Annotated in this window: 11 protein-coding genes; 1 reads left to right on the top strand and 10 read right to left on the bottom strand. The window is 71.6% G+C overall.

The window, feature by feature from the left end; translation table 11 throughout:
* Positions 1 to 167 precede the first annotated feature (167 nt).
* The 4 genes from DKT69_RS15160 to DKT69_RS15175 all read right to left on the bottom strand — a co-directional run bounded on the left by DKT69_RS15160 (position 168) and on the right by DKT69_RS15175 (position 4,070).
* Positions 168 to 611 carry an SRPBCC family protein gene (locus DKT69_RS15160; RefSeq protein WP_109802201.1) on the bottom strand — a complete coding sequence of 148 codons (444 nt, stop codon included), beginning with the start codon at positions 609 to 611 and terminating at the stop codon, positions 168 to 170.
* A gap of 14 nt (positions 612 to 625) precedes the next feature.
* Positions 626 to 988, bottom strand: a complete 363-nt coding sequence (locus tag DKT69_RS15165; RefSeq protein WP_109802202.1) for an ArsR/SmtB family transcription factor — start codon at positions 986 to 988, stop codon at positions 626 to 628.
* Positions 985 to 1,446: an SRPBCC domain-containing protein gene (locus tag DKT69_RS15170; protein WP_109802203.1), complete on the bottom strand. Its 462-nt coding sequence runs from the start codon at positions 1,444 to 1,446 to the stop codon at positions 985 to 987. The genes DKT69_RS15165 and DKT69_RS15170 overlap by 4 nt, the downstream gene beginning before the upstream one ends.
* Before the next feature lie 647 nt (positions 1,447 to 2,093).
* Positions 2,094 to 4,070: a heavy metal translocating P-type ATPase gene (locus tag DKT69_RS15175; RefSeq protein ID WP_438361838.1), complete on the bottom strand. Its 1,977-nt coding sequence runs from the start codon at positions 4,068 to 4,070 to the stop codon at positions 2,094 to 2,096.
* Positions 4,071 to 4,152: 82 nt separating this feature from the next.
* On the opposite strand from DKT69_RS15175, the gene DKT69_RS15180 reads away from it, so the two are divergent.
* The gene (locus DKT69_RS15180; protein WP_109802205.1) at positions 4,153 to 4,539 is read left to right on the top strand and encodes an ArsR/SmtB family transcription factor; all 387 of its coding nucleotides are present in this window, start codon (positions 4,153 to 4,155) and stop codon (positions 4,537 to 4,539) included.
* A 496-nt stretch (positions 4,540 to 5,035) separates the two neighbouring features.
* Here the strand turns inward: DKT69_RS15180 and DKT69_RS15185 are convergent, their stop codons facing one another.
* From DKT69_RS15185 to DKT69_RS15210, 6 genes are all read right to left on the bottom strand, one after another.
* Positions 5,036 to 6,205 (bottom strand): LVIVD repeat-containing protein, encoded by a 1,170-nt coding sequence (locus DKT69_RS15185; RefSeq protein WP_161557845.1) that lies wholly within the window; start codon positions 6,203 to 6,205, stop codon positions 5,036 to 5,038.
* A 640-nt stretch (positions 6,206 to 6,845) separates the two neighbouring features.
* On the bottom strand, positions 6,846 to 7,469 hold the full coding sequence (locus tag DKT69_RS15190) for a LutC/YkgG family protein (protein ID WP_109802207.1): 624 nt from the start codon (positions 7,467 to 7,469) through the stop codon (positions 6,846 to 6,848).
* Positions 7,466 to 8,908, bottom strand: a complete 1,443-nt coding sequence (locus DKT69_RS15195; protein WP_109802208.1) for a LutB/LldF family L-lactate oxidation iron-sulfur protein — start codon at positions 8,906 to 8,908, stop codon at positions 7,466 to 7,468. The genes DKT69_RS15190 and DKT69_RS15195 overlap by 4 nt, the downstream gene beginning before the upstream one ends.
* Positions 8,905 to 9,639 carry a (Fe-S)-binding protein gene (locus tag DKT69_RS15200; RefSeq protein ID WP_109802209.1) on the bottom strand — a complete coding sequence of 245 codons (735 nt, stop codon included), beginning with the start codon at positions 9,637 to 9,639 and terminating at the stop codon, positions 8,905 to 8,907. Before DKT69_RS15200 ends, DKT69_RS15195 begins: the two co-directional genes overlap by 4 nt.
* Before the next feature lie 2 nt (positions 9,640 to 9,641).
* Positions 9,642 to 11,120, bottom strand: a complete 1,479-nt coding sequence (locus DKT69_RS15205) for a rhamnulokinase (protein ID WP_236647933.1) — start codon at positions 11,118 to 11,120, stop codon at positions 9,642 to 9,644.
* A 94-nt stretch (positions 11,121 to 11,214) separates the two neighbouring features.
* The gene (locus DKT69_RS15210; protein ID WP_109802210.1) at positions 11,215 to 15,345 is read right to left on the bottom strand and encodes a glycosylhydrolase-like jelly roll fold domain-containing protein; all 4,131 of its coding nucleotides are present in this window, start codon (positions 15,343 to 15,345) and stop codon (positions 11,215 to 11,217) included.
* Position 15,346 lies beyond the last annotated feature (1 nt).

The raw sequence follows: 15,346 nt of genomic DNA on the forward strand, positions 1-15,346 counted from the left end.
CACCCACCCCGCCCATGTCGACCAGGTCCAGGTCATCGCGGTCGAGAATCGCGGCGGCCAACTCGGCGGACAGGCCGTACGCCCCGACGGGCACGCCTCCGCCGATGGCCTTGCCGATGGTGACGACGTCCGGCACCGGGCCGTGGCCGTGCTTGGGCGTCGCCGGGTCAGTGCCAGTCGCTGATCTTCACGTCGCGCGGCTCGGGGGCACCTTCCCCGGTCTCGAGGAACTGCTTGAGGCTCATCAGGAAGGTGCCCCACTTGGTGCTGCAGTGGTGCATGAACTCGACCGGCTCACGCCAGCCCTCGTGCTTGAACAGCACGATCGTGTAGTCGCCGTCCTGACGGAGGTCCCACTGCACGCTGGTGCCGATCCACTCCTGCGGTCCGTCCACGACGTCCCAGCGGACGAGCCGGCCCGGATCCAGCTCGGCGACCTTCATGTCGAACCCGCCCGGCCCGAACCGGAACTCGATCACGCCGCCGAGGTCGGTCTCCCCCGACGTCTTCTCGGTCCACCAGCCGGACAAGCCGTCCAGGGTGGTGAGCGCGTCGTACACCTGCTCCGGCGAGGACTGCTCGACGCCGATGCGGTGAAGGATGTCTGCCATGCCCGTGTTCCTCTCTACTGCTTCTTCTCGGTCTCGTTGTTGGTGTCCTTGCCGCGCTGGATCGTCTCCGCGATGCGCTTGATGCGCTGGAGACGGGAGTCCCAAGCAGCGCCGACGTCGGCGAGCTGGGCGACCGCGCGGGCGAGCTGGGCCTGATCGACGCGGAACTGCTTCTCGCGGCCGGCGGTGGTGGCGTGCACCAGGCCGACCCGGTCGAGGACGACGAGGTGCTTCGTCACCGCCTGACGGGTCACGGGCAGGTGCTCGCTCAGGCTGGTCGCCGTCCCGCTGCCTTCGCTCAGCAGCAGGTCGAGCATCCGGCGCCGGGTCGGGTCGCCGACCGCCGACCAGAGGTCGTCGTCCACCATCACGCTCATGCGCCCGCTCCGACCTTCGCGGAGTACGCCGGCAGCCGCGGCAGGTAGAAGTCCCAGCCGGTGACGTGCGCGGCGTACTCGGCGGCGACCTTCGCCTCGTCCCAGCCGCGCTCACGGAAGCCGCTCTCGGTCATCCGCAGGAGCGTCCCGCTCCCGTCGGGCTCGAGCTCGAAGACGACCAGGAACGAGTTGCCCGGGCCGGCGGACTCCTCCTCCGCGTGGGTCCACCGGAAGGAGAAGAGCCGCGGCGGCACGGCGTCGACGACCGCGAGCTGCACCCAGGTGCCGCCCTGCGAGCAGTCCCCGAAGCCGATCCGCCCCGCTCCCCCGGGCACGGCCGGGAACTCCGCCTCGTCCGGCCACCACTCGCGCAGGTGCTCGGGACTGCTCACCACGTCGAAGACGACCTCGGGTGAGGCGTCGATGTGGATCTCCCGCTCGATCGTTCCGAATTCCATGCTCGCCACCTTCTGCAACGTTTGGTTGCGCATCACGCTAGCCGACCTGCCGGACATGCGCAACCGTTAGTTGCATGACGACGTGACCCGGCTCGGCGAGATCGTTGGCACAGAGAGGCGCGGGTCACCGGAGGTGTCCATGGCCCGTCGTCCCGCCGCAGTGCTGGCTGCCGATCGCCGGCGTCGCCGCGGTTCTCCCCTCCGCGCCGCCGGCTTTCGCAGCCGGGACCAGAGCCTCGTCCCGTACTACGCTCCCCCTCTCGCCGACCGGTGCACGGTGCACTCCTTCGGTGAGGGCGAGGCGCCGGAACTGACCGCCTACCCGGCCGACTCCAGGCCTCCGGGGTGCCGCGGTGTTCGGAGCCGTTGGGTGCAGTTGGCTGCCGTTCGGTACACGCGGCTGCTCCCACCCCGCTCCCCCGATACCGGCCCCGCCATCAGTAGATCCGGAGCAGTCCCGTCAGTCCGGTTCCCGCAGGCAAGGCCTGCGTGGATCACGCGTTCGTTGCCCCCATCGGCTTCGCCGCGGCCGGCCCTTCGCCCATGCAATGTGGCCCAGTGCGCCCGAACCGCTCCCGGGTGCCCGAATCAGCGCACGGCCAACGTGCAGGGCGTGGCCGCCGGTCTCGCCTGTCCGGCGCGGCGGCTCATCTACCGTCCCGTGCCCTACGCCAGGCGCGGGAGTGCAGCAGCCGCAGACCGTTGAGGCCGACGATGACGGTGGAACCCTCGTGTCCGGCGACGCCGAGCGGGAGTGGGAGGTGGCCGAACAGGTCCCAGGCGACGAGCACGGTGATGAACGTGCCGGCGATGACAAGGTTGGTGGTGACCAGGCGGCGGGCGCGGCGGGACAGGGCGATGACGGCGGGCAGTGTGGTCAGGTCGTCGCGGACCAGGACCGCGTCGGCGGTCTGCAGGGCGAGGTCGGAGCCGTGCCGGCCCATCGCCACGCCGGTGTCGGCGGCGGCGAGGGCGGGGGCGTCGTTGACGCCGTCGCCGACCAGCAGAACTCGCTGGCCGTCGCGCTGCAGGGCGCGTACCCGATCGACCTTGCCGGCGGGTAGCAGACCGGCGTGCACCTCGGTGATACCGGTTTCGGCGGCGAGCCGGCCGGCCGCTCCTGGATTGTCGCCGGTGAGCAGTACCGGCGTCGCGCCGGTCAACGTGGTCAGTGCGGTGACGGTGGCTGCGGCGTGCGGGCGGACCCGGTCGGCGAGGGCAAGGACCCCGGAGGGCACGTCGTCGACGATCACCACCACTGCGGTACGCCCGGCGGCCTGCGTGGTGCTGACGACCGTGTGCACAGGCGGATCCACGTGCGGGAGGTCGTTCAGAAGGGCGGGGCTGCCGACGCGTACGCGGCGCCCGTCGACGGTGGCGGTGACGCCTCGGCCGGGCGTGGAGGTGAAGTCGTGGACCGCGGGTACGGTCAGCGCCCGTTCGCGGGCGGCGGCAAGCACGGCGGCAGCCAGGGGATGTTCGCTGGGGTGTTCGGCGGCGGCGGCCAGCCGCAGCAGGGTGTCCTGGGTGTAACCGCCGCCGGGGACGAGGTGGATTTCCGCGATTCGGGGGGTGCCCTCGGTGAGGGTGCCGGTCTTGTCGAACGCGACCACGTCGGTGTCGGCGAGCTGTTCCATGACCACGGCGGACTTGACCAGGACGCCGTGCCGGCCGGCGAGGGCGATGGCCGACAGCAGCGGTGGCATGGTGGCCAGTACCACCGCGCACGGCGAGGCGACGATCATGAAGGCCATCGCTCGCAGCAGTGTCGGCTGCAGGGCCGCGCCGAGCGCCAAGGGGACGGTGAACAGGGCGAGGGTCGCCAGGACCACGCCGACGGAGTAGCGCTGCTCGACTTTCTCGATGAACAGCTGGGTGCGGGCCTTGGTGGCCGAGGCCTCCTCGACCAGGGCGACGATGCGGGCGATCACCGATTCGGCGGCCGGGCGGTGCACCCGGGCCAGCAGTGCGCCGGCACCGTTGACGGTGCCCGCATACACCTCGTCCCCGGGGTGTTTGGCTACCGGCAGCGGTTCGCCGGTGATGCTGGCCTGGTCGACGTCGCTAGCCCCGTCGATGACCAGGGCGTCGGCGCCGATCCGCTCGCCTGGCCGTACCCAGATGACGTCGCCGATGGTGATGTCCGTGGTGTCGACGGCTTCCTCGTTGCCGTCGTTGCGGACCCGGGTGGCCCGCTCGGGGGCGAGGTTGAGCAGCGCGCGGACCGAGTCAGCGGTCCGGGCTGTCGCGAACGCCTCCAGCGCGCCGGAGGTGGCGAAGATGACGATCAGCAGCGCGCCGTCGAAGACCTGCCCGATGCCGGCCGCGCCGAGCGCGGCCACGATCATCAGCAGATCCACGTCCAGGGTCTTCTCGCGCAGCGCCCGCAGCCCAGCCAGCGCCGGCTCCCATCCGCCGACGGCATAGCAGGTCAGGTACAGGGTCCACCACAGCGGTGCCGGGGCGTGCGCAAGCTGCGCGATGCCGCCGAGGGCGAACAGTACGGTGGCCGCCATCGCCCAGCGGACCTCGGCGAGGACCCACAGTCGGGTGCCCCATCGTCTGGGGGCGTGGATCGCTCTGGTCGCTGGCGGCGCGGGAGTGGTGTCGGCCGTGAGGGTCACGACGAACAACCTTACCTGCGTCACTTCGAAGGTACGAAGGCAGCTAGGCAGGCAGTCAGCGAAGGAACGCTAGGCTGGATGGGTGCACACCTCGTTGCCGGACTTCCAGATGCCCAACGACGAGCAGGTCCACCTGGCCGCCGAGGGATTCCGGCTGCTCGCCGACCCGACCCGGATCAAGATCCTCTGGGCGTTGCTGCAGGGCGAGTCGTCGGTCGCCTGCCTCGCCGACCTGGTGGGCGCCGCGCCCACCGCCGTCAGCCAGCACCTGGCCAAGCTGCGCCTGGCCGGGCTGGTGCGCGGGCGCCGGGAGGGCACCTTCGTCTACTACTCCGCCGCCGACGTGCACGTCCAGGCGCTGCTCGCCGAGGCGTTGTTTCACGCCGACCACACCGACCGCGACCTGCCCGACCACCCGCGCGGCGACCTGCTCCCCCATACCCGGCCCACCGCGCATCCAGCAAGCTGAGCCGTAGCGCGGGAAGGGCGGGGACCCGGCAGCCCTCCGGCCCGTGGGGCACGAGCTCCTCGAGACCCGATGACCCCGCGGGTGTTCGGGCGGCGGGTTGGTCCGGCTGGCGCGGCGTCAACCGCCTGCCGTCCGCGTGACCTCCTGCCCTCGTCAGCACCCTGAGGTTCACCCTGGTCCCGAGGCACTGCTGGTCGGGAAGGTCCGGCAACTCACTCATCAGCCGGGTTTGCTCTACGCCCACGTCATCACGATCCACCGCCACCCGGTCCCCCGTTTCGCCGGGCGTTTCCGCCGCAGCAGGAGGACGAGGGCGCCGAGGACGGAGACTTCCGTCGCGGTGAGGGTGTCGCGCGGGTCGGGGGACAGGTAGGGCCGCGACGTGCCGCGCTCCTCCGAGCGGCTCGCTGCCGCAGAAGTGCCTGTTGCTCTGCACGTGAACCAGCCGACGCCGGGCGGGCGGGAGCGACGCTCCCGCCCGCCCCTCGGAGCGCGGTCAGTTGAGCAGGAACGTCTGCGTCTGCGGGTTGAGCATCGGCAGTTGCTTTGCGCTGGCGGTCTCGCGCGTGCTCAAGCGCAGCACGTCGACCCCTCGGGAGATGTCGTTGGCGATGATCAGGCCGTTGTACCAGTAGGTGGACCACTGGTTGGACTGCATGTCGTAATAGCCGATCTCCTTCGGGCTGGTGGGGTCGGTCAGGTCGACCACCGAGGTGCCCGAGCCGTACGCGGAGGAGACCAGGATGTTGCGTCCGGCCACCGGTACGTAGTTGAAGTTGTGGTAGGTGCTGGGTTGATCGCGCGGGATCCGCAGGTGGCTCAGCGGCGTGGCGAGGTTGTCCACGGCGTACGTCCAGATCGCCCCGAAGGGTTCCTGCGCCGGCCCGAAGTACTCGTCGCCGAACGTCACGTACTTCCCGTCGTGGGTGAACGCGGCGCTGTGCCAGATGTCCACGTCGGGCGTGTCGATGTTGGCGGTGACCTGGGGTGCCAGCGGGTTGCTGATGTCCCACAGCTGCCCCTGGGACAGGCAGGCGGCGGCGGCGAGTTTGCGGGGGGTCAGCACTTGGATGTCGTGGCAGGCGAAGAAGTCGCCGGACGACCCGCTGAAGAGGTCGACCCCCTTGATGGTGGGCTCCGCGGCCACCCTCGCGGCGAGGCCAGCCGCGCGGTCCTTGCCCGGCACGTCGATGACCGAGATCCGCTCGAACGGGGCCTGGCAGTCGGGGCCGATGTTGCTGGCGCTCAGCGGGTACGAGGCGACGTAGATGTAGGTGCCGCCGTCCTCCCTGGGCACCAGCGTGTGGGTGTGCGAGCCGCAGTCGGTGCGGATCGCCTGCAGGAACTGCGGCGCGCTGGGGTCGCTGACATCGAAGACGCGCACCCCTTCCCAGGCGCCCGGGGTCGACGCGGTGACGTTGCGGGACCCCTCGCAGCCCGGCGTGCTCTGCGGGGTGTCCACCGACAGGAACAGCAGGTCCCCCCACACGGAGACGTCGCCCTGCGGTCCGTTGCAGTGCACATCGGCCAACTCGACCGGCTCGCCGGGCTCGGAGATGTCGATGATCCGGAAGCCACCGTAGTGACCTGCGTAGACAAGGTTGCCGGAGAAGGCCAGGTCGGAGTTGACACCGCCGGTGTGGGCCGCTGTGGAAAGCAGGTGCATGTTGCGGCTGTAGCCGTCAGCCGGGCTGCTCGGCGGCGGCGGCGGAACGGAACCGTCGTCCCAGGGCTCATGGGCCAGCACAGGGGAAGGCGCAGCGGCAAGCAGGGCTGCCACCCCCGCGACGACAAGCGATCGGACTTTGGTTGATCTCCGCATCGGACGCCCCCTCAAAGCAAATGTGTCCCTGATGTGTCATGGGACACCGTTCGGCGTCACATTGCCAGACATTTGCACAGGTCGCTACCCCGCGAGGGCGGCGCCATGTCGCAGCACCTGAGCGCAGGTACGGCAACGGGCTGTCAGGACTGGCTCCTGCCTACCGGGCTGCACGCCGCCGGTCCCGAGCAAGCCCTCAGCCTGCGCCTGCGGCCTCTACCTCGACGACCCCACGGCTTGGGGATACCAGCCCCGACGAATTAACGGCGAGCGGCGCTTAGCCCGGCCCGGGTGACGGTGACGAGGCGGTGGACGGCGTCCTGGCTGGGGATGGCGCCGGCCGCCGTAGCAGCGCCGACGTGGTGGTGGGATAGCAATTCAGCACACCCCGTTGCTCCCAGCCCGCTCCACCGCCCTTCATCGGTAGGCCGTGGACTCATGCGCCTACTTCCGCGGCCGCATCGCGCTGCCTACTCGTGACTCATCAAGCGCCGGGCGGGAGGTCGCCGCGAGGAACGATAACGACATGCAGGTTCCGGGGCCCGTGGACGCCCTCGACCCGGTTGAGTTCGATGTCGCTGGTGGCGGAGGGTCCGCTGATCCAGGTCTGCGGCCGGCGCGGGTCGAGCTGGTCGAGGGCGTCCGGCACGCCTGCCACGACCTGGTCGGTCCGCAGCACGCAGACATGCACGTCGGGCAGGAGCGTGATGACCCGGCGGCCCTGGTCCGGGGCTGCGTCAAGGACGACGGTACCGGTTTCGGCGATGGCCACGGCGACCGCGGTCACGACCCCGTCGCAGGCGGCGATTTGCTCCGTGGTGAGGTTCTCGTCGGTCACCGCGGCGACGGTGGCGGGCAGCCAATGCCGTGGCAGTCCGGGCGGGACCACGACGCGCCGGCCACCGAGGATCGCTTCGACTACCTGTGCGACCTGGCCGTCGGTGCATCGGTGCACGGTGGCCCGGTAGTCGGTGAGCCGGTGCACCAGCAGGTCGAGTTCCACTTCGGCACCGGCGGGCCGGTAGTCCCGTGGCACCTCGGCCGGTGCGGCCGCCCGGTCGCCGAGGGCAGCGCGGATTCGGCCGAGGACCCGGTGGCGTGAGTTCACAGCTCGGCCCACCACTCGCGGAAGGTCTGCGGTGGCGGCTGCGGCAGGTCGCGGCTGACGGTCCAGCCGGACAGCGGTGGTGGTAGGCCGCGACCGCGCCTGCCAACGACCTTGCCGAGCCGCGCAGCGCGCTGCGCCGCCGCGTACAGCGCCGGGTGGTCCATGGTGTACGCGGCGGCGGCCATCGCGATGGACTCGGCGGTGGGTCGCCGTCGGTCGGTGACGTGTTCGGCGCGTAGGTGGACCAGCAGCTCGGGAATGTTGATCATCACGGGGCAGGCGTCGAAGCACGCGCCGCAGAGCGACGACGCGAACGGCAGGGAGGCATTGTCGGCGACCCCGGTCAGCTGCGGGGAGAGCACCGCCCCGATCGGCCCCGGATAGACCGACCCGTACGCGTGCCCGCCGGTGCGCTCGTACACCGGGCAGACGTTGAGGCACGCCGAGCAGCGGATGCAGTGCAGCACCTGCCGGCCCACCTCGTCGGCGAGCACCGCGCTGCGGCCGTTGTCCAGCAGCACCAGGTGCACCTGTTGCGGCCCGTCGCCCGGGGTGACCCCGGTCCACATCGAGGTGTACGGGTTCATCCGCTCCCCGGTCGACGCCCGGGGCAGCAACTGGAGGAACACCTCGAGGTCCCGCCAGGTGGGCACCACCTTCTCGATGCCCATCACGGTGATCAGGGTGTCGGGCAGGGTGAGGCACATCCGCCCGTTGCCCTCGGATTCAACGACGGCGAGGGTGCCGGTCTCGGCGACGGCGAAGTTCGCCCCCGAGATGGCCACCGGGGTGTGCAGGAACGTCTGCCGCAGGTAACGGCGCGCGGCGGCGGCCAGGGCCGCCGGGTCGTCGGTGAGCGCCGGGTCCACCCCCGGCATCGCGCGCAGGAAGATCTCCCGGATCTCGGCGCGGTTGCGGTGGATGGCGGGCACCAGGATGTGGCTGGGCCGGTCGTCGCCGAGCTGGACGATCAGCTCCGCGAGGTCGGTCTCCACCGGGGTGATCCCGGCGGCTTCGAGGGCCTCGTTGAGGCCGATCTCCTGGGTGGCCATCGACTTGACCTTGATGACCCGGTCGCTGCCGGTCCCGGCGACCAGCTCGGTCACGATCCTGTTGGCCTCCACCGCGTCGGCCGCCCAGTGCACGGTCCCGCCGGCCCGGGTGACAGCGGCCTCGAGCTGTTCGAGCAGCTCGGGTAGCCGGCTCATGACGTCGGCTTTGATCGCCGCTCCGGCGTCGCGCAGCTGTTGCCAGTCAGGGGCTTCGGCGATGACCGCGGCGGACTTGGCCCGGATCGTGGTTGTGGCGTGCCGCAGGTTTCGGCGTAGCTGCGGGTCGGCGAGGCTGCGCCGGGCGGCCGCGGGGAAGGGCTGGTCGCCGCGCAGGTGCCCGACGCCACGGGGGGCCGTGGCCGGCATTCCGAGGAAGGTGCTGGTCATGACGCCTCCGTACTGGCCAGGATCTCGGCGAGGTGCACGGTGCTTACTCCTGCACGCAGCCGGGACAGGCCCCCACCGATGTGCATAAGGCAGGAGACGTCCCCAGCGGTGCAGACGTCCGCGCCGGTGGCGAGGACGTGGCGCATCTTGTCCGCCATCATCGCCGTGGAGGTGTCGGCGTTCTTCACGGCGAAGGTGCCACCGAAGCCGCAGCACTGCTCCGCCGCGGGCAGCTCCACCAGCGTCAAGCCGCGGACCCGCCGCAGCAACCGCAGCGGCCGGTCCCCCACCCGCAACATGCGCAGGGAATGGCAGGTCGGGTGGTAGGTGACCCGGTGCGGGTAGTAGGCGCCCACGTCCTCGATCCCGAGCACGTCGGTGAGCAGCTCCGACAGTTCGTAGGTGCGTGCCGACACGGCCTCGGCCTGGCTGGCGAGCCGCTCGTCGCCGGCCCGCCGGGCGACCATGGCGTGCTGGTGGCGCACCGACCCGACGCACGAGCCGGACGGGGCGACCACCACGTCGTACGGGTCGAAGGTGCGTACGTGCCGGCGCACCAGCGGCAGCGCTTCGTCCAGGTAGCCGGTGTTGACGTGCATCTGCCCGCAGCAGGTCTGGCCTTCGGGGAAAACGACCTCGTGGCCGAGGCGTTCGAGCAGCCGTACGGTGGCCTTTGCCGCCTCGGGGAACATGGTGTCCGCCAGGCAGGTGACGAACAAGGCGATGCGCATCCTTACCTCCCGATCCGTGCGGCGGCGGCCCGCCACGGCTCGTCGTTGCCCTGCGGCTCGTACACGGTCAGCTGTTGCGTGCTGCGCAGCAGCTGACGCAGCGCGCGCAGGTCCCCGTGCACCACGCCGGCGGCCCGGGCCTGCACAAGCAGGTTGCCGAGGGCCGCGGCCTCGACCGGCCCGGCCACGACGGGCCGGCGGCAGGCGTCCGCGGTGAGCTGGCACAGCAGCCCGTTACGGGCGCCGCCGCCGACGATGTGCACGGCGTCGACGCCGCGTCCCGACAGCCGTACCGCGTCGTGGACGGCGGTCCGGTAGGCGAGGGCGAGGCTGTCCAGGATGCAGCGGACCGTCTCGGCCTGGCTCTGCGGTGGTGTCTGGCCGGTGCGCCGGCATGCGGCGGCGATACGCGCCGGCATGTCGCCCGGCGGAAGGAACGCCGGATCGTTGGCGTCCACGACCGCCGAGAAGGCCGGTACGCGGGCGGCGTCGTGCAGCAGCGACGCCAGGTCGGCGGGGAGCCCGGCCGCGTTCCACGTGCGGATTGATTCCTGCAGCAGCCACAGGCCCATGACGTTGCGCAGGTAGCGGGTGGTGCCGTCGACGCCGCCTTCGTTGCTGAAGTTGGCGCGCCGGCTGTCCTCGGTCAGCACCGGCGTATCGAGCTCGACCCCGACGAGTGACCAGGTGCCGCACGACACGTACGCGAACCGCTCACCGGCCGCCGGCACGCCGACCACCGCGGAGGCCGTGTCGTGCGACCCGACGGCGGTGACCGGCACCGGACCGGTCAGACCGGTTTCGTCGAGGACGTCGGGCAGTAGTTCTCCCGCCCCGTCGCCGGGCTGGCGCAGCGGCGGGAAGAGGCCGGCCGACACGCCGGCCGCGGCGAGAAGCCGGTCGGACCAGGTGCGGGTCCGGACGTCGAGAAGCTGGGTGGTGGAGGCGTTCGTGACCTCGGTGCCGGCGATGCCGGTGAGCCAGTAGCTCAGCAGGTCGGGGACGAGGAGCAGGTTCCGCGCCGCGGCGAGCTGCGGTGACTCCGCGCACGCCGCGAGCTGGTAGAGCGTGTTGAACGGCAGGAACTGCAGCCCGGTGATCCGGTAGATCTCCTCTGCCGGCACGGCGGCGAGCACCTTGTCCATGGCACCGTCGGTGCGCCCGTCGCGGTAGTGCACCGGGTTGCCGAGCAGGGAGCCCCCCGCGTCGAGCAGACCGTAGTCGACCGCCCATGAGTCGATCCCGATGGAGGTGATCCGGCCGGCGTCCCGTCCCGCCGCCCGCAGCCCCTCCAGGACGCCCCGGTACAGCGCGAGGACGTCCCAGTGCAGGGTCCCTGCGACCCGTACCGGCACGTTGGGAAACCGGTTGACCTCGACGAGGTCCAGCCGATCTGGCGCCACCCGGCCAAGCATCACCCGCCCGCTGGACGCGCCGAGATCAACCGCGGCGATCGTCGCCGTGCCATCCACAACTGTCACGCCGTCACCTCGGTCCCGAGCCGGTCCGGTACCGCCGGACAGGGAGCGACCATGCCGACCACGCCGAGCGGGAACGTCGGTGCTGGATGCGGGCTCACTGCGGGTATCCCTCCAGCTCGACAATGCGGGAGTAGGCGTTGTCGTTGGCGGACCGGACGATAACGCGCAGCGCGGTCGCGGTGACCGGCTCGAAGGTTCGGCGCACCAGCCCGTCGGTGTTGCCGCGGATCTGCGCGACGGTACGCCACTGGCCACCGACCAGCGCCTGCACGTCGGCGTCGCGTACCCCCCACCCGCTTGCGGGGAACTGCGAGGAATCGATCGTGTACAGGTCGACCCGACCGACCGGCGCCCCCGCGGTGAAGTCGACGGTCAGTGTGTCGGGGAAAGCGCCCTGCGTCGCGTCGTTCCAGCCGTTCCCCTGGCCCCACCGCTGCGAGCTGCGGTCCCCGTCGATCGCCCCCTCAGGGCGGAAGGAGGGGTGGGTGGATGAGGCGCTGGCCTGGCCGAGCCGCGTCGCAAGGTCGACGGTCACCGGCACGTCCCGTCGCTCACCGCCGACCGTCACGGTGAGAGCACCGGTGCCGGGCACCGTCGCGTCCACCGGAGCAGTCAGCGTGACCTGGAGGGTCGCCTCGCCGGCGCGGTCGAACTTCACGTCGGTTCGGGCCGGCGTGACGGTCAGCCCACCGCTGGCGGCGAGCTCGACCGTTGCGGTGTCTTGGGAGCCGCCGAAGCGGCGTACCCGAACCTGCAGCTCACGGGATTGGCCCGGCGACACGCTCGGCGCCGCTGGCAGGCCGACGTCGTACACCGGCTCGTCCCCGACCGGTGCGAGCTCGGCGGAGACGGGCCGCTGCGGGCGCAGCGCCACCGGGCCGAGCAGGCCTGCCGGGCGGTGGTCGCCGTGCCGGTTGGCGAGGGTGTTCGTGACCCTCACCTGGATCTCGTTGCGTCCCGCGCGCAGCGCCGCAGTGATGTCCTGCCGGTACGGCTTCCACAGCAGCGGGTCGAACGCCTGCCCGTTGACCGTGACCTCCGCGACATCTCGCACATCGCCCAGGTCAAGGACGAATCGGCGCCCGTCGAGGGTGGCCGCGTCCAGGTCGACCGCTCGGGAGTACGTGGCCGATCCGGAGTACGCCGGGTCGATCGCGGTCCACGACCCGAGCGGCCGGTCCTGCGGCTGCGCGCCGGGTTTGTCCAGCCGCACCGTCCAGTCGCCGTTCAGCAGTACCGGGGTGAGCGGGTCGTCGGTGGCGAGCGTGCCGCCGAACAGCTGGCCGTCCCAGGCGCCGACCACCCGGTGGCTGCCCGGTGCGTCGAGCAGGGCGTCGACCCGCAGTGTGCCGGACGTGCCTGGGCTCACGGCCGTGGCGGTGATGTCGCCGGAGATCAGGTGCGGCACCGCGGCCGGCGGCCGCGCCGCGGACCGGAAGGCGACCACCACGGTCTGGTAGGGCTGCAGTTCCAGCGGTACGGCGGTGCCCAGGCGGCCGGGCGCGTTCCGGAAGGTCGTGGCGGTCGCCGTCCGTCCGGTTTCCGGTTGCCACAGCTCCGGAGTGCCCTTCGCGGGGAACGTCGCGGTGGAGCGGACGACCACCCCGCTCTCGTTGGTGACCAGGAACGCCTGATCCTTGCCGGTCTCGAGCCGGAGCACCCGCACCGCACGCTGAGCCGGTTCGAGCACGGCCGCGGCGACCCCCGCCGAGCGGGTCACCTCCCCGAGCCCGCCCGGGGCGGCCAGGCGCACGATGCGGCCGGCGCCGTATGCGCGCTCGCCCGGCGCGGTGCCGTCTCCGAACAGGGCCGTGAGTGCGTCGCGGAGTTCACCATCGCGGCCGGCGGCTTCCTCCCCTGGGAGGTCGCCGACCGCGACGAGCGTGCCGCCGGTGCGGACGAACTCGGTCAGCGTCCGGACGGTTGCCACATCCAGGGTCGGGGCCTGCGGGAGCACTGCGAGGCGATAGGACTGCTCCCCCACATGCAGCCGCCCGCCGCGCGCCTGCGCGCGGGCGCGGATCGCCGGGTCGCCGGCGAGCGCGCCCTCGTCGAGCAGGTCGAAGTCGACCTGCGCGTCCTCCAGCGCGTATGCGGCGGCGGTGAAGTCGCGGTCGATCGCATCCTGGGTGGGTGTGCCCTGCCAGGCCTCGGCGGCGCGCTGCGGCTGGATGAGCACGGTCTGGGCGGCGGCCCGGCCGCGGGCGACCTCCATCACCCGGCCGATCCAGTCCGTGAGTGGTTTGGCGGTGCGCCACCACGGGTTGCCTGAGCCGAACGGCGGTGGGTAGACGATGTTGTTCTCGTCGGTCCACATCGCGTGCATCACGGTCAGGTTGATTCCCCGGGCGGCGAACGCGCCGAGCAGCGCGTGCGAGAACTCGGGCGACACCTGCCAGCCCATCGCGCCGAACGCCTCCAGCAGGACGCGTTCCTGGCCGTTCTGGTGGGCGTCGCTCGCCGCGTACCGGGGCAGCATCGTGCGCCCGCCGGCCGCGTAGTGGTCGAACACGACGTCGGTGCCGGGCACCTGCGCCCACTGGTTCTCCTTGTGCAGGTCGCCGGTGCTCGCGATCTGCTCGGCGGGGCCGTACTCGTCCCAGAGCGGGTTGGAGATGTAGCCGACGTCGTGGTCGGCCATCCAGCGCGCCTGCTGGGCGTAGTACGCCTCGCCGAAGCGGTCGGCGACGGCGCGCCAGTACCGTCCGCGCTCGGTCCGCCCGTCGCGGCCGAGGTCGTCGAAGAGGGCCGCGTACGCCACACCGGGCTTGGTGCCGACGTCCTTCAGCGCGGCGTGCAGGCTCGGCGACCACGGTTTCTGTTGGAAGTGGGCGTCGGCGGAGGCGATGAACGGTTCGTCGTCCCAGAAGCCGCGCAGCACGGTGCCGAACGCCCAGGGGAACCGCCGGTAGTACTCGCCGGGCACGGCGTCCAGCATGCGGGCCACGGCATCGTCGTCCAGCAGGTCGAGGTAGTTCCGGCGGAACGACCACGAGTTGTCGTCGGCCAGCGGCTTCGCGGTGAAGGTGTCCACCCGCCACTGCCCGGCGGGCGCCGGCCAGGCCCGCCCGGCCGTCACGTAGTCGGTCAGGTCGACGAAGTCGCCGACGTCGTTCGAGCCGGCCGGTCGGGCGACCGCGGAGACCACCTTCGCCGCGGACTGCCGGGGTCGGAAATCGGTGAGGGCGGCCGTTCCGTCGAACGTCTGCCGGTACAGCGGCTGCCCACCGGGTCCGGTCACGGAGAACTCGTCGTACGTCGAACGCTGGTCGGCGACCGCGCGGACCCCGACGGTGCCGCGCGGGAAGGCGCCGTCGGTGGCCGATGGCTGGGCCTTGCCGTCCACGTACGGGGTGATCGTGTTCCCGGCGACCACCACCTTGATCTCGTGCTCGGCGGCTGGGTCCCAGCCGGGCACCCCGCCGGGGTTGCTGAGCAGGGTGAATGACCCGTTCTGCTGGCGCCAGATGTCGACGCCGCCGTCGTCGCGGCGGGTGTCGACGAGGTATCCGTTGCGCTCGTCGGTGGCGCGGACGACGATGCCGGCGGTGCCGCGGTCCAGGCGGGCCTGGGCGGTGAGCGTGTAGTCGCTCCACTCCGCTCCGGTCTTCAGCACCGCGACGCCGTTCAACGTGGTTGCGTCGACGACGAGGCGGCCGCCCACGACGTCCAGCCCGGTTGTGTCGCCGCCGAGGTCGACCTGTGCGGGGCCGGTCACGGTCCTGCTGGTACGTCCGAGCCCCGTCGGGCGCAGCTCGGGGTGCGGCTCGTAGGTCCGGTCGCCGACCTTGCCCCCGTTGATGACGAGGCCGCCGCCGCGGCCGCTGGGAAAGAAGTCGTCGTTGAACAGCCACAGGTGCATGCCGGTGCGCTGCGCCTCGCGCAGCGTGTGCTCGATGATGGCGAACCATTCCTCGCTGAAGAACGCCGGCTTCAGCGCGGTGGTGTCGAACGGGAACACGATCGCCTCGTACACGCCCTGCGCCCGCAGCTCGCCGAGCTGCCGGTCGACCAGCGCCGGCGTCACGGTGCCGTTCCAGAACCAGAGCACGCTCGGCCGGCTGTCCGGGCGCGGCTCGGCGAACCGCGCCGCGTCCAGGCCGCTCAGCGGCTGAGCGATCCCGTCCGGCTGGGCGACCGCGGCTGACTGGGGAACGGTGACGGTGGCGACCGAGCACAGCACGGCGAGCGCGGCCGCGGCGACTCGTCCGGCGAACGGCTGCATG

It is taken from the genome of Micromonospora sicca (assembly GCF_003172935.1).
In the GTDB taxonomy this organism is placed as follows: domain Bacteria; phylum Actinomycetota; class Actinomycetes; order Mycobacteriales; family Micromonosporaceae; genus Micromonospora; species Micromonospora sicca.